Source organism: Brevundimonas naejangsanensis (assembly GCF_003627995.1).
GTDB classification, from domain to species: Bacteria; Pseudomonadota; Alphaproteobacteria; order Caulobacterales; family Caulobacteraceae; genus Brevundimonas; species Brevundimonas naejangsanensis_B.
This window is the reverse complement of the sequence record NZ_CP032707.1, coordinates 2,919,645-2,932,413: the sequence shown is the minus strand read 5'-3', so window position 1 is coordinate 2,932,413 and position 12,769 is coordinate 2,919,645. Positions and strand designations below refer to the sequence as shown.

Below are 12,769 nucleotides of genomic sequence, written 5' to 3'. Positions count from 1 at the left end.
GCAGACAATTTCCATCGCACAAGCCCGTCTAAGTCCTGTTAACACGAAGGCGTGCAGTTCCGCATTGCGAAGCGTCGCGCGACTCGCTATCCACGCGGCCTGCCGGAGACGTGGCCGAGTGGCTGAAGGCAACGGTTTGCTAAATCGTCGTACCCTGTAAGGGGTACCGAGGGTTCGAATCCCTCCGTCTCCGCCAGAAACCCCACTGATTTCACAGTTCATCGCGCCCCGCCTTCAGGATGCTGGGGCGTCGCATGGGGATGCCGTGCTGGCGGGCTTCCCTAGGGTGATCTTGGCGCCGTCGGGCGGGCGGGTTAGGCCTGTGGCTCAACCTTCTCAACGGAGAGACGCATATGGCCGATCTGGCCCTCGCCACCGACAAGATCCGCGCCGCCGTCGGCGAAAACTCGGGTCTGGGCAAGACCGTGAAGCTGGACTTCGGCGACGACGGCAAGATCTTCATCGACGGCGCCTCGGCGCCGAACAGCGTCACCAACGACGACAAGCCGGCCGACGCCACCGTCTCGATCAAGTGGGACGACTTCGTCGCCCTGGCCGAGGGCCGCCTGGATCCGATGATGGCCTTCATGCAGGGCAAGCTGAAGATCGCGGGCGACATGATGATCGCCCAGAAGCTGGCGCCGCTGCTCAAGGGCTGATGGCGGGCTGAGGCTTGATGTTCGACGGCGCGGCTCCGACGGGGCCGCGCCGTTTTCATGTGGGAGAGGCGTGATGGATTTTCGGCTGAGCGATCGGGGCCACGAATGGCGCGAGCGGGTGCGCCGCTTCATGGACGAGGCGGTCCTGCCGCGCGAGGTCGAGTATCGGGCGCAGGTGCGCGCCGATCCCCGCACCCAGCCGCCGGTCATGGAGGAGCTGAAGGCCAGGGCCCGGGCCGAGGGGCTGTGGAACCTGTTCCTGCCAGGCCGGGACGGGGCGGGGCTGACCAATCTGGAATACGCCCCCCTGGCCGAACTGATGGGGCGGGCGCTGTGGTCGGCCGAGGTGTTCAACTGCAACGCCCCGGACACCGGCAATATGGAAGTCCTGCACATGTACGGCGACGCCGCGCAGCAGGAGCGCTGGCTCAAGCCGCTGATGGCGGGCGAGATCCGCTCGGCCTTCCTGATGACCGAACCGGCCGTGGCCTCGTCCGACGCCACCAACATCGAGACGCGGATCGAGTGGGACGGCGACCACTACGTCATCAACGGCCGCAAATGGTGGTCGACCAACATGGCGCATCCGAACGTCGCCATGACCATCGTCATGGGCAAGACCGACCCGGACGCCGCGATCCATCAGCAGCAGAGCCAGATCATCGTCCCGGTCGACGCGCCGGGCTTCCGCGTCGAGCGGATGTTGTCGGTCTTCGGCTATGACGAGGCGCCCATCGGCCACGCCGAGGTGGTGCTCGACAACGTGCGCGTGCCGGCCTCGAACCTGATCGCGGGCGAGGGGCGGGGCTTCGAGATCGCCCAGGGGCGGCTGGGGCCGGGCCGCATCCACCACTGCATGCGCACCATCGGCGCGGCCGAGCGGGCGCTGGAGCTGATGGTCGACCGCCTGTTGAGCCGCACGGCCTTCCGCAAGGCCATCGCCGAGCATTCGGTGTGGGAGCAGCGGGTCGCCGAGGCGCGCACGAACATCGAGATGTGCCGCCTGCTGGTGCTCAAGGCCGCCTGGATGATGGACGAGGTCGGGGCCAAGGGAGCCAAGTCCGAGATCGCCCAGATCAAGGTGGCGGCGCCGCGCATGGCGCTGAAGGTGATCGACGACGCCATCCAGGCGTTCGGGGGCGCCGGCGTGTCAGGGGACACGCCTCTGGCGGAGCTCTACGCCGGAGTTCGGACCCTGCGGATCGCCGACGGTCCGGACGAGGTGCACAACCGCACGATCGCGCGCCTGGAATACGCCGCCAGACGCGGCGTCTAGGGCGGCCGATCGATCGACCGCCGGGCGCGGTTCAGTTCTGCTTTCCCCGGTGATGGTTGTGGTGATGGTGGGCCGATGGCGAACTGAAATCACCATCAACGGTGTCGCCGATGTAATCGTTGGAGCTGGATCTGTGCGGCGGCGTCGGCTTGCGGCCGAACAGCCAGTCCATGAAACCGCGATGGGAGCGAGACTCGTCAGTGCGGGGGTTTGAGGCGGGGGGACGTTGCGGAGTCATCATGGCGGACTCTCCTGGTACTGGAGAATTCAACCGTCCCCCGGCCCCTATGTTCCTTCCGCCTAGCTGTCGTCGTCCTCTTTATTTTCCTTGGCCTCCAAGGGGATTTCATGGGCCAGCAGCAGGGCCAGTCGGCGGCGCGCGCGATTGACCCGGCTCTTGATCGTGCCCACGGCGCAGCCGGCGATGTCGGCGGCTTCCTGATAGGAGAGGCCCGCCGCCCCGACCATGATGATGGCTTCCCGATGCTCGGGGGGCAGGGTGTTCAGCGCGCCCTGCAGGGCTGTCAGTTCGGCGGTCCATTCCTGGCTGGCCTCGGCCGTCAGGCCGGCAGCGTGGCGGCCTTCTTCATCGGCCACTTCGCGCCGCCGCTTCGCCGCGCCGGTGTACCAGCTGTTCCTCAGTATGGTGAAAAGCCAGGCGCGCAGATTGGTGCCGGCCTCGAACCGCGTGCGGTGGGCCCAGGCCTTGACCAGGGTCTCCTGCACCAGGTCGTCGGCGTCGGCCCGATTGCGGGCCAGGGAGAAGGCGAAGGCGCGCAGGGCCGGAATCTGCTGCGCCAGCATGCCGCGCCAGTTGCCCGGAACGGCAAGGTCGGGCGATCCGGTCGGATCGGGCGAGTGCGACGGGGGCTCGATGGCATGCGGCCCCTCGGGCATGCGGGGGTGGGGCATGCTGCGGGATTCCGGAAACGCGCGCCATTTACGGCCGCGGCCTGTTGAAAGCAGAACGCCGCCTGGCGATGACCGTTCCGACCCGACCGAGGCGGAACCGCCTCGACGCAGGCCGCATTTGAGAAGGGTGGCGACCGACCGACAATCACCAGGGGGAGCGGGGATCATGACGAAAACGCTGTCCCTGCCGTTGGCTGCAGGAGCCGATCTGGAGCGCTATCGCCAGGTGCGCGCCCGGCTGCCCATTCTGGCCGAAAGCTTGTCTCCAGAGGACCTTCAGGCCCAGTCGATGGCCGAGGCCAGCCCCGGGAAATGGCACCTGGGCCATGTGAGCTGGTTCTTCGAGGTCATGCTGCTCGATCGGCCTGGCTATGAGCCGGTCGACCCGTCGTTCAGGGCCATCTTCAACTCCTACTATGAAGGCTTGGGCGAACGGATCGACCGGGCCGAACGGGGCCTGATGACGCGTCCCTCGGCGGCCGAGGTCATGGCCTACCGCGCCGAGATCGACCGTCGGATGGAGGCGCGCCTGGTCGAGCCCCTGGAGGGGGCTCGCCGCTACCTGTTCGAACTGGGCCTCAATCACGAGCAGCAGCATCAGGAACTGTTCCTGATGGATATCCTGCACCTGATGTCATGCTCGCCGCTGGAACCCGCGACCTATGCGGCCGAACCCCGGACGACGGGGCCGGAAGCGGGGCGCGGCGGCTGGCAGGCCTTCGAGGGCGGTCTGGTCGAGATCGGGGCGCCGGACGAGGGCTTCGCCTTCGACAATGAACGGCCCGCGCACCGGGTCTGGCTGGAGCCCTTCGCCCTGGCCGCCGACCTTGTGACAAACGGCGACTGGATGGCCTTTATCCGAGACGGCGGCTACCGGCGGCCGGAGCTTTGGCTGAGCGACGGCTGGGCCGTGGTCAAGGCGCGGGGCTGGACCGCGCCTCTTTACTGGCGCGAGGAGGAGGGGGGCTGGACGGCCATGACGCTGGCGGGGCGGCGGCCGGTCGATCCCGCCGCGCCGGTGCGGCACGTCAGCTTCTATGAGGCGGAGGCCTTCGCCCGGTGGTCGGGCCGGCGACTGCCGACCGAGGCGGAATGGGAACGCGCGGCCCGGAGCCGCCCTGACGCCTTCTCCAATCTCGACGGCGAGGTCTGGCAATGGACGGCCAGCGCCTATGGGCCTTACCCCGGCTTTCGCCCGACCGAGGGCACGGCGGCCGAATACAACGGCAAGTTCATGGCCAATCAGATGGTGATGCGCGGCGGGGCCTTCGCCACGCCGGAAGGGCACGCCCGGCCGACCTATCGCAACTTCTTCTACCCTCACCAGCGATGGGCCTTCGCCGGGGTGAGGCTCGCGTCGGACCGCACAGACGGCGCCGTCGAGGACGAGCATGAGGCCTTTCGGCGCGACCTGATCGCGGGCCTGGCCGCGCGGCCCAAGAGCCTGTCGCCCAAATGGTTCTATGACGCGCGCGGGTCCCAGTTGTTCGAGGCCATCACCCGGCTGCCGGAATACTATCCGACGCGGCAGGAGGCGGCCCTGCTGAGGCGCGTCGCCCCGCTCTGGGCCGCCCGGTTCAGGCCGGGCGCTGTCCTGGTCGAGTTGGGTTCGGGCGCCAGCGAGAAGACGCGCATCGTGCTGGACGCGGCCCCGGACCTGGCCGCCTATGTGCCCATCGACATCAGCCCGTCGGCCCTGGAGGAGGCCTCGGCGCGCCTGCGCCGGGCCTATCCGCACCTGAAGATCCTGCCCATGGTCGGCGATTTCGAGCATCTGGGCGACTTGCCGCCGGAGGCGGGGCAGGGGCGTCGGATCGGCTTCTTCCCCGGCTCGACCATCGGCAATCTGTCGCCTGCGGCGGCCCAGGCGCTACTCGGCGCGGCGCGGGAGATGCTGGGGCCGGACGCCCTGTTCATCCTCGGCGTCGACCTGATCAAGGAGGAGGCGACGCTGCACGCCGCCTATGACGACGCCCAGGGCGTGACGGCGGCGTTCAACCGCAATGTGCTGGAGCGGGCCAATCGCGAACTGGGCGCCGACTTCGACCTGGAGGCGTTCGCGCACCGGGCGGTCTGGAACGCGGCCGAGCGCCGGATCGAGATGCACCTGCAGGCCCTCAGGTCGATGACGGTGCGGGTGGACAAGCTGGCCTTCCGCCTGGCCCAGGGCGAGACCATCCATACCGAAAACTCGCGCAAGTTCGATGAGGCGACCGTGCGCGCCCTGGCCGAGGCGGCGGGCTGGCGGATGGAGGCGTTCGAGGTCAGCGACGCGCCGCGCGTGGCCCTGGCCCTGCTGGCGAACTGAGCCGCCCGGCGCAGGGTCGCGACCGACCGCGCAAAAAAGAACGGCGGGTTCGCGCCGCGCCGTTCAAGGAAAGGATGAAAGCCCGCGGGTTCAGCGCTTGGGGGTCTGATCCGACGTCTTGCTGCGCGCGCCGTGGGAGGCTTCACCGCCCTTGCGACCGGCCTGGGCGGCCAGGGCGCGATCCTGGGAGAAGCTGCGCTTCTCGCTGGGGACGCTGGCGCCGCCCTTGCGAGCGATTTCGCGCTGACGTTCCGGGTCCATGGAGGCGAATCCTCGCTTGGAAACACCGGAGCCGCGGGTAGGCTGACCTTCGGCCATTTCTGATGTTCCTTTCTAAGACGGTGGCGCTTGGGCAATGAACCCGGGCCCGGCGCGGAGGTTCCGAGAAACGAATAAATCCCCTGTTCTTTGAACGGTCGTCGGCGGGCGGAGCTTGGAACCGCGATGAACCCGACGGGTTCAACGAGGCTCGGAGAGTCGAAGAGGAGTGCAGTCCCATGTCGTTTTCCAACGACGGCGCGCCATCGCCTGAGGACATCACCGAGGGCCGCTCGGCCGAAAGCGATCGGCTGGAAGGCGCGGCCGACGCCGTCCTGGCCGCGGGTGCGCGTCCTCGCCCCCTGCACCGCGCCGTGCGCGAGGACGCGGCGGAAATGCGTGCGTGGGCGCGCCATCGCGGCGAGCGCGCCTGCGAGGCGATTCGCGACGAGCCGCTGCGCGCGACGCTCTATGCCCTGGGGATCGGCGTCCTGATCGGCCTTCTGGCTGCGCGCTGAGGCGTCAGGCCGGACCGGAGGCCGGGCGAACGATCGGCGCCGCCCGCATGGCGTTGTCCGAGACGAAGGGATTGGTCCGCCGCTCGGCCCCGAAGGTCGAGTGCGGCCCATGGCCCGGCACGAAGGTCACGTCGTCGCCGAGCGGCCAGAGCTTGGTCGTGATCGCCGTCAGCAGGGCCTGATGGTCGCTGCGCGGGAAGTCCGTGCGGCCGATCGAACCCTGGAACAGCACGTCGCCGACCTGGGCGAAACGCGCTTCGCGGTTGAAGAAGATGACATGCCCCGGAGTGTGGCCGGGACAGTGGATCACTTCCCAGGTCGTCTCGCCCAGGGCCAGCGTCTCGCCGTCGGCCAGGAACCGCGTGGGGGTGAAGCTGCGAGCCTCGGGCAGGCCGTACTTCTGACCCTGGGTCGGAATCAGATCGATCCAGAACTGGTCCTCGGCGTGGGGCCCCACGATGTCGCGGCCGGTCTTCTCCTGCATCTCGGCGGCGGCGCCCGCATGGTCCAGGTGGCCGTGGGTGATCCAGATGGCGTCCAGCGTCAGCCCGCGCCGCGCGATCTCGCCCAGGACGGCGTCGACCGAGCCGCCCGGATCGATGACGGCGGCCTTCTTCGTCTTCGTGCACCAAACGGTGGTGCAGTTCTGCTGCAGCGGGGTGACGGGCGTGACGAAGACGCCGATGGGGGCGCCGGAAGAGGAGGGTGACTGGCTCATGTCGATTGAGATAGCGGCCCGATGGGCACAAAGGAACCGCGTTGCGTTGACGTCTCGGCCCCTTCTCGACATAAGGGCGGGCTCCGAGGCGCCGCTCCCGAAAGGGGCGGCCCTGTTGCTTTATCCACCGCGCGCCTTTGCGGCGTCGCCACAGAGCGTCAGATACCCGACCATGCAAGTCGTCGAAAAGTCGAACGAAGGCCTCAGCCGCGTGATCGCGGTGACCATTCCCGTCGCCGAGCTGAATGAGAAGCTCGACGCCCGCATCAAGGAAATGGCCCCGCAGATGAAGCTGAAGGGCTTCCGTCCGGGCAAGGTGCCGGTCTCGCACGTCAAGAAGACCTTCGGCCGCGACTTCATGGGCGAGATCATCAACGCCTCGCTGAACGAGACCAGCCAGGGCGCCCTTGAGGAGCTGAAGATCCGTCCGGCCGCGCCGGCCGAGATGAAGCTGACCTCGGACATGGACAAGGTCATCGCCGGTCAGGAAGACCTGGCCTATGAAATGTCGCTGGAAGTCATGCCGGAATTCACCCCGGTGGACCCCAAGACCCTGAAGCTGACCCGCCCGACCTACGAGGCCTCGGAAGAGGACCTGGACGAGGCGCTGAAGGAACTGGCCTCGCAGGCCAAGTCCTACGAGGACAAGAAGGGCAAGACGGTCAAGGCCGCCGACGGCGACCAGCTGACCATCGACTTCGTCGGCAAGATCGACGGCGAGGCCTTCGACGGCGGCGCCGCCACCGACGCCGACCTGGTGATCGGCTCGGGCCGCTTCATCCCCGGCTTCGAAGAGCAGCTGAAGGGCGCCAAGGTCGGCGAAGAGAAGACCATCGAGGTCACCTTCCCGGAAGACTACCAGGCCAAGCACCTGGCCGGTAAGGCCGCGACCTTCGACGTCACCGTCAAGGCCATCAAGGCCGAGGTCGAATCCAAGGTCGACGACGAGTTCGCCAAGCGCATCGGCCTCGAGTCGCTGGACCAGCTGAAGGAACTGCTGAAGTCCAACCTGAACCAGCAGTACGCCGGCGCCACCCGCTTCAAGCTGAAGCGCGCCCTGCTGGACGTGCTGGACGAAGGCCACGACTTCCCGCTGCCGCCGAAGATGGTGGACGCCGAGTTCGAAGGCATCTGGGCCCAGGTTTCGGCCGACAAGGACGCCGGCCAGCTGCCGGAAGAGGACGCCAAGAAGTCGGACGACGAACTGAAGGCCGAGTACAAGAAGATCGCCGAGCGCCGCGTGCGCCTGGGCCTGGTCCTGGCCGAGATCGGCCGCGCCAACAACGTCGGCGTGTCGGATCAGGAACTGTCGAACGCCATCATGGCCGAAGCCCGCAACTATCCGGGCCAGGAGCGCATGGTGCTGGACTTCTATCGCCAGAACCCGAACGCCGCCGCCCAGCTGCGCGCGCCGATCTATGAGGAGAAGGTCGTCGACCTGATCGTCTCGGTCGCCGAGGTGAAGGACGAGCCGATCACCAAGGAAGAGCTGCTGAAGGAAGACGACGAGGCCTGATCCTCGTCGATCCGGACGACACATGAAGGGGCGGTCCCACAAGGACCGCCCCTTTTTGCGTTGCAGGATGGATGCGATATCATACCCGCGTTCTTTCAGGTTTCTTCTTGAGGGCTCGGATGTTGGCGTGGGCGACAGCGTTACTGATGGCCGGGACGATATCCGGGGCGGCGCCGCAGGAGGGCCCGCCGTCGGCGACCATGGAGGACACGCCTGTCCGGCTTGGTGATGTTGTGGTTTCCGGCCGCAGTCTCCGTGACGAGGTTCAGACCTTCGTTGATGAAGTCGCTGCGCCGCCGCCTGGTCGAGGACTGGCGCGCTGGAACGACGATGTCTGTATTGGGACTGTGAACATCGGCCAGGAGATCGCCCAGCCGTTGATCGACCATATCGCCGGTGTCGCGAGCACCTATGGTTTGAGAATTCGAGAGCCTGGATGTCGGCCAAACGTCATCATCCTTTTTGCAGATGACGGCGCGGGTCTGGCTTCGGCCTTGGTGACGGCTCGACCTCAGGCCTTCAGAGTGCGCTGGAGCTCGCAATTAGACCGAGGATCCCAAGCGCTGGACGCCTTTGAGAGCTCAGGGCAGCCCATCCGTTGGTGGCACGTCAGCCTGCCCGTCGTCGGCCTTACGGGCGCCCGGGCTATCCGAATGCCGGGCGATATAGATCCAATCTACGTCCCCGGAGGTGGCCGGATGAACAAGGGGCGCGCCATTGCCGACAATCTGATCAAGGTCATTATTATTGTCGATCTCGCGAAGGTGGAGGGGGTGCTGCTTCCTGAGCTAGGCGACTATCTTGCCTTGGTGGCGCTGGCGCAGATTGATCCTGACGGCGACACCAGTCGGCACGATACGGTGCTCAATCTCTTCAGCAGACCCGGATCGGTTCGGGGGTTGTCGGGATGGGACAAGGCCTACCTTGCCTCCCTCTATGACGCCTACCCTGAACGCATCAATCCTTCCGATCATGCTGCAAGCATCACGCGGGACATCCGCCGCGCCGAACGCGAGGCGGCCAGCGAATCGGAAGCGGCGCACTAACCCAAAACCTTCGTCTGATCGTGACGCCTTGCGTACCGTCGTCAGCGACGCGATATCGTAGGGAGACAGGCGCGCGCTCGGTGAGTCGCGCCCCTCAAGCATTCGAGAAGGCCTTCATGCGCGATCCGATCGACTACATCTCCAACAACCTGGTGCCCATGGTGGTGGAGCAATCCAGCCGTGGCGAGCGGGCCTTCGACATCTTTTCGCGTCTGCTGCGCGAGCGGATCATCTTCCTGACCGGCCCGTTCGAGGACGGCATGGCCTCGCTGATCTGCGCCCAGCTGCTGTTCCTGGAATCGGAAAATCCGAAGAAGGAGATCAGCATGTACATCAACAGCCCCGGCGGTCAGGTGACCTCGGCGCTCGCGATCTACGACACCATGCAATACATCAAGTCGCCGGTCTCGACCGTGGTCATGGGCATGGCCGCCTCGGCCGGCTCGCTGATCCTGGCGGCGGGCGAGGCGGGTCAGCGCATCGCCCTGCCGAACGCGCGGGTCATGGTGCACCAGCCCTCGGGCGGGTTCCGCGGCACGGCCTCGGACATCGAGCGCCACGCCGAGGACATCATCGCCACCAAGCGTCGCCTGAACGAAATCTACGTCCACCACACCGGCCGCACCTATGAGGAGGTCGAGCGCACCCTGGACCGCGATCACTTCATGACCGCCGAGGAAGCCAAGGCCTGGGGCCTGGTCGACCACGTCTATGACAAGCGGACCCAGGCCGACGACGACGGCGTTAAGGCGCCCTGATCCGGCTGATCCGGCAGGGTTCGGTGTGATCAGCAGCGAGGCGGGGCCCGGAGACGGACTCCGCCTCGAAGCGTTTTTGGGCGTCGAGCGTCCCGGAGCGTCTTTCGTGCTATCAGGCGGCCATGCAGAACACGCGCGATTCCAGCGGGACCGTCGAAGTCGACGGCGACGTCTATGAATGGGAAGTCCGCCGCCAGCCGCGGCCGCTGCCCGGCCGTCAGTGGGAGGGCATGGCCCTGTCGCTGCGCCTGAAGGACTTCAAGCGCGAGGCGATCGTCCAGTTCCCCATGCCCATGCGGGCCAACGGCCGACCCGATCTGGAGAAGCAGAGGGTCAATCTCGAGCACGTCCGCAACGCGGTGGCGGCGGCGATCGAAGCGGGCTGGAACCCCGCCTCGCGCGGCAAGCCGCTCAATTTCGACGTCGACGCCGAAGGGCGCTGACGGTTCACGGGCGGCCGGTGAAGACGCGGAAGCCCTTTTCCTCGGCGGCGGCGATCATCTGGGCGTCGCCCGAGGTGTCGCCATAGGCGGCGACGACCTGGACATCGGCGCCATAGGCGGCGCGCAGGCGCACCATCTTCTCTTCGCCGCGACAGTTTTCGCCGATGAAGGCGCCGATCACCCGATCCTGTCCGTCGAAGGCGAGGCGGGTGCCGATCAGATTCTCGGCGCCCAGGCGGCGGGCGAAGGGCGCGACGGTCGTCTCGGGCGACGCGGTCACGATGACGCGATGCGCGCCGCGCCGGCCCCACTCGTCCCAGCAGGCGAGGGCGTCCGGGCGCATGAAGTCGGTCCAGACCGCATCGGCGAACCGCTCGGCCTCGGCCTCGAGGGCCGCGCGTTCCAGCCCGCGAAGGAACTGGCGCACCGCGGCGGCCTTGATGCGGCCCCGGTCGTGGTCGCGCAGGTATCCGGCCAGCGCCGGCGCCATGCGGATCAAACCCGTCGCCCAGCCCGCCGCCCCCGCGCGACGGCGCAGGAAGGCGGTGAAGCTGTCGCGAATCGTCAAGGTGCCGTCGAAGTCGAAGGCCACCACGCGGCGCCCCTCAGCGGGGGTCTGGTGAAAACTTGTCGTGGCGCCCATGTCAGACATTCGCCGTGATCCCCATATTATCTGTCGTGTCCGCTTCCCGAAGCGCGTTGCAGCGCCGCAACGGGGTTGTGGCGGAACGTGTGATGGGTGATTGTCATTTTTTGAAGACCTTCGACGATAGATTCTGGATCGATCGTGAGGGAAGCGCCTTTCGTCCCATGTCGGGCCGGATCGCGGAGAGTGAGAAGGGTCTATGACCAAAGCCGCCGGCACAGACGCCAAAAGCACGCTCTACTGCTCGTTCTGCGGCAAGAGCCAGCACGAGGTCCGCAAGCTGATCGCGGGCCCGACGGTGTTCATCTGCGATGAATGCGTCGAACTGTGCATGGACATCATCCGCGAAGAGCACAAGATCGCGTTCAAGACCTCCAAGGACGGCGTGCCCACGCCGAAGGAGATCCGCGACGTCCTGGACGACTACGTCATCGGCCAGGCCCACGCCAAGAAGGTGCTCTCGGTCGCGGTGCACAACCACTACAAGCGCCTGAACCACGCGACGAAGAACAACGACGTCGAACTGGCCAAGTCGAACATCATGCTGATCGGGCCGACCGGCTCGGGCAAGACGCTGCTGGCCCAGACGCTGGCGCGCATCATCGACGTGCCGTTCACCATGGCCGACGCCACGACCCTGACCGAAGCCGGTTATGTGGGCGAGGATGTCGAGAACATCATCCTGAAGCTGCTTCAGGCCTCGGACTACAACGTCGAGCGGGCCCAGCGCGGCATCGTCTATATCGACGAGATCGACAAGATCTCGCGCAAGTCTGACAATCCGTCGATCACCCGCGACGTGTCGGGCGAGGGCGTGCAGCAGGCCCTGCTGAAGATCATGGAAGGCACCGTCGCCTCCGTGCCCCCGCAGGGCGGACGCAAGCATCCGCAGCAGGAGTTCCTGCAGGTCGACACCGCCAACATCCTGTTCATCGTCGGCGGCGCCTTCGCCGGCCTGGAGAAGGTGATCTCGGCGCGCGGCGAGGGGGCCTCGATCGGCTTCGGCGCCAAGGTCAAGGAGATCGACGAGCGCCGCACGGGCGAAATCCTGAAGGGCGTCGAGCCGGACGACCTGATGCGCTTCGGCCTGATCCCCGAGTTCATCGGCCGTCTGCCGGTCCTGGCGACGCTGGAGGACCTGGACGAAGCCGCCCTGGTCACCATCCTGACCGAGCCGAAGAACGCCCTGGTCAAGCAGTACAAGCGTCTATTCGAGATGGAGAACGTCACCCTGACCTTCACCGACGACGCCCTGTCGGCGGTGGCCAAGAAGGCGATCACCCGCAAGACCGGCGCCCGCGGCCTGCGCTCCATCCTGGAGGGCGTGCTGCTGGAGACCATGTTCGAACTGCCGACCTTCGAAGGCGTCGAGGAGGTCGTGGTCAACGCTGAGGTGATCGAGGGCAAGGCCCAGCCGCTGCTGATCTATTCGGAAACCAAGAAAAAGACGGCCGACGGCGCCGCCTGACGCCGGGGCCTATCCAAGCGAAAAAGGGGCGGCTCGCCACGGGCCGCCCCTTAATCGTTTCTGGCGCGGCGGACAGCCAGACTGAAATCACACGCTTTTTCACGCTTCTGTGGGCCGCAGGCCCGCCACGCTTGAACCGCGTCCAGACAGAACCACATACTCACACGAAAGCCGCTGAAAACAGCGGGTCGAGTCGGGACGAAGAGGCAGTAACGCCGAAACGGATCGAGTTCGGCGGGCCGG

14 protein-coding genes and 1 tRNA gene are annotated in these 12,769 nt (G+C 66.7%); 10 read left to right on the top strand and 5 right to left on the bottom strand.

Going from position 1 to position 12,769, the window contains the following annotated elements; translation table 11 throughout:
* Nucleotides 1-104 precede the first annotated feature (104 nt).
* From D8I30_RS13905 to D8I30_RS13895, 3 genes are all read left to right on the top strand, one after another.
* Nucleotides 105-196: transfer RNA gene (locus tag D8I30_RS13905), tRNA-Ser, on the top strand.
* Nucleotides 197-353: 157 nt separating this feature from the next.
* Nucleotides 354-659, top strand: a complete 306-nt coding sequence (locus tag D8I30_RS13900) for an SCP2 sterol-binding domain-containing protein (protein WP_121483256.1) — start codon at nt 354-356, stop codon at nt 657-659.
* 73 nt (nt 660-732) lie between these two features.
* Nucleotides 733-1,935, top strand: coding sequence for an acyl-CoA dehydrogenase family protein (locus D8I30_RS13895; RefSeq protein WP_121483255.1), 1,203 nt, complete (start codon nt 733-735; stop codon nt 1,933-1,935).
* Nucleotides 1,936-1,966: 31 nt separating this feature from the next.
* Here the strand turns inward: D8I30_RS13895 and D8I30_RS14520 are convergent, their stop codons facing one another.
* Together D8I30_RS14520 and D8I30_RS13890 are read right to left on the bottom strand one after the other, a co-directional pair.
* Nucleotides 1,967-2,107 carry a hypothetical protein gene (locus D8I30_RS14520; RefSeq protein WP_162938907.1) on the bottom strand — a complete coding sequence of 47 codons (141 nt, stop codon included), beginning with the start codon at nt 2,105-2,107 and terminating at the stop codon, nt 1,967-1,969.
* A gap of 128 nt (nt 2,108-2,235) precedes the next feature.
* Nucleotides 2,236-2,847, bottom strand: coding sequence for a sigma-70 family RNA polymerase sigma factor (locus D8I30_RS13890; RefSeq protein ID WP_240387260.1), 612 nt, complete (start codon nt 2,845-2,847; stop codon nt 2,236-2,238).
* 166 nt (nt 2,848-3,013) lie between these two features.
* Between D8I30_RS13890 and egtB the strand changes: the two genes are divergently transcribed.
* Entirely contained in the window at nt 3,014-5,155 is a 2,142-nt protein-coding gene (egtB, locus tag D8I30_RS13885; RefSeq protein ID WP_121483253.1) for an ergothioneine biosynthesis protein EgtB, read from the top strand.
* Between the two features lie 90 nt (nt 5,156-5,245).
* Here the strand turns inward: egtB and D8I30_RS13880 are convergent, their stop codons facing one another.
* Nucleotides 5,246-5,473, bottom strand: a complete 228-nt coding sequence (locus D8I30_RS13880) for a general stress protein (RefSeq protein WP_121483252.1) — start codon at nt 5,471-5,473, stop codon at nt 5,246-5,248.
* Nucleotides 5,474-5,652: 179 nt separating this feature from the next.
* On the opposite strand from D8I30_RS13880, the gene D8I30_RS13875 reads away from it, so the two are divergent.
* Nucleotides 5,653-5,931, top strand: coding sequence for a hypothetical protein (locus D8I30_RS13875; RefSeq protein ID WP_121483251.1), 279 nt, complete (start codon nt 5,653-5,655; stop codon nt 5,929-5,931).
* A gap of 4 nt (nt 5,932-5,935) precedes the next feature.
* Here the strand turns inward: D8I30_RS13875 and D8I30_RS13870 are convergent, their stop codons facing one another.
* On the bottom strand, nt 5,936-6,649 hold the full coding sequence (locus D8I30_RS13870; RefSeq protein ID WP_121483250.1) for an MBL fold metallo-hydrolase: 714 nt from the start codon (nt 6,647-6,649) through the stop codon (nt 5,936-5,938).
* Nucleotides 6,650-6,821: 172 nt separating this feature from the next.
* Between D8I30_RS13870 and tig the strand changes: the two genes are divergently transcribed.
* The 4 genes from tig (at nt 6,822) to D8I30_RS13850 (ending at nt 10,412) form a co-directional block, all read left to right on the top strand.
* Nucleotides 6,822-8,165 (top strand): trigger factor, encoded by a 1,344-nt coding sequence (gene tig / locus D8I30_RS13865; RefSeq protein WP_121483249.1) that lies wholly within the window; start codon nt 6,822-6,824, stop codon nt 8,163-8,165.
* Between the two features lie 71 nt (nt 8,166-8,236).
* Nucleotides 8,237-9,211: a hypothetical protein gene (locus tag D8I30_RS13860; protein ID WP_162938906.1), complete on the top strand. Its 975-nt coding sequence runs from the start codon at nt 8,237-8,239 to the stop codon at nt 9,209-9,211.
* A gap of 116 nt (nt 9,212-9,327) precedes the next feature.
* On the top strand, nt 9,328-9,969 hold the full coding sequence (locus D8I30_RS13855; RefSeq protein WP_121483247.1) for an ATP-dependent Clp protease proteolytic subunit: 642 nt from the start codon (nt 9,328-9,330) through the stop codon (nt 9,967-9,969).
* 122 nt (nt 9,970-10,091) lie between these two features.
* Nucleotides 10,092-10,412: a hypothetical protein gene (locus D8I30_RS13850; protein ID WP_121483246.1), complete on the top strand. Its 321-nt coding sequence runs from the start codon at nt 10,092-10,094 to the stop codon at nt 10,410-10,412.
* 4 nt (nt 10,413-10,416) lie between these two features.
* Here D8I30_RS13850 and D8I30_RS13845 read toward each other — a convergent pair whose 3' ends face one another.
* A complete protein-coding gene (locus tag D8I30_RS13845) occupies nt 10,417-11,064 on the bottom strand; it encodes an HAD-IB family hydrolase (protein ID WP_121483245.1) in 648 nt (215 codons plus the stop codon).
* Between the two features lie 193 nt (nt 11,065-11,257).
* Between D8I30_RS13845 and clpX the strand changes: the two genes are divergently transcribed.
* Entirely contained in the window at nt 11,258-12,526 is a 1,269-nt protein-coding gene (gene clpX, locus D8I30_RS13840; RefSeq protein ID WP_121483244.1) for an ATP-dependent Clp protease ATP-binding subunit ClpX, read from the top strand.
* The last annotated feature ends 243 nt before the right edge of the window (nt 12,527-12,769 follow it).

Excerpts from the sequence above, each read along its gene's own strand:
- D8I30_RS13900 (WP_121483256.1), top strand. The coding sequence starts at position 354 with ATGGCCGATCTGGCCCTCGCCACCGACAAGATCCGCGCCGCCGTCGGC.
- tig (WP_121483249.1), top strand. The coding sequence starts at position 6,822 with ATGCAAGTCGTCGAAAAGTCGAACGAAGGCCTCAGCCGCGTGATCGCG.
- D8I30_RS13895 (WP_121483255.1), top strand. The coding sequence starts at position 733 with ATGGATTTTCGGCTGAGCGATCGGGGCCACGAATGGCGCGAGCGGGTG.
- D8I30_RS13855 (WP_121483247.1), top strand. The coding sequence starts at position 9,328 with ATGCGCGATCCGATCGACTACATCTCCAACAACCTGGTGCCCATGGTG.
- D8I30_RS13860 (WP_162938906.1), top strand. The coding sequence starts at position 8,237 with ATGCGATATCATACCCGCGTTCTTTCAGGTTTCTTCTTGAGGGCTCGG.
- D8I30_RS13875 (WP_121483251.1), top strand. The coding sequence starts at position 5,653 with ATGTCGTTTTCCAACGACGGCGCGCCATCGCCTGAGGACATCACCGAG.
- clpX (WP_121483244.1), top strand. The coding sequence starts at position 11,258 with ATGACCAAAGCCGCCGGCACAGACGCCAAAAGCACGCTCTACTGCTCG.
- D8I30_RS13890 (WP_240387260.1), bottom strand. The coding sequence starts at position 2,847 with ATGCCCCACCCCCGCATGCCCGAGGGGCCGCATGCCATCGAGCCCCCG.
- D8I30_RS13870 (WP_121483250.1), bottom strand. The coding sequence starts at position 6,649 with ATGAGCCAGTCACCCTCCTCTTCCGGCGCCCCCATCGGCGTCTTCGTC.
- D8I30_RS14520 (WP_162938907.1), bottom strand. The coding sequence starts at position 2,107 with ATGGACTGGCTGTTCGGCCGCAAGCCGACGCCGCCGCACAGATCCAGC.
- D8I30_RS13845 (WP_121483245.1), bottom strand. The coding sequence starts at position 11,064 with ATGTCTGACATGGGCGCCACGACAAGTTTTCACCAGACCCCCGCTGAG.
- egtB (WP_121483253.1), top strand. The coding sequence starts at position 3,014 with ATGACGAAAACGCTGTCCCTGCCGTTGGCTGCAGGAGCCGATCTGGAG.
- D8I30_RS13880 (WP_121483252.1), bottom strand. The coding sequence starts at position 5,473 with ATGGCCGAAGGTCAGCCTACCCGCGGCTCCGGTGTTTCCAAGCGAGGA.
- D8I30_RS13850 (WP_121483246.1), top strand. The coding sequence starts at position 10,092 with ATGCAGAACACGCGCGATTCCAGCGGGACCGTCGAAGTCGACGGCGAC.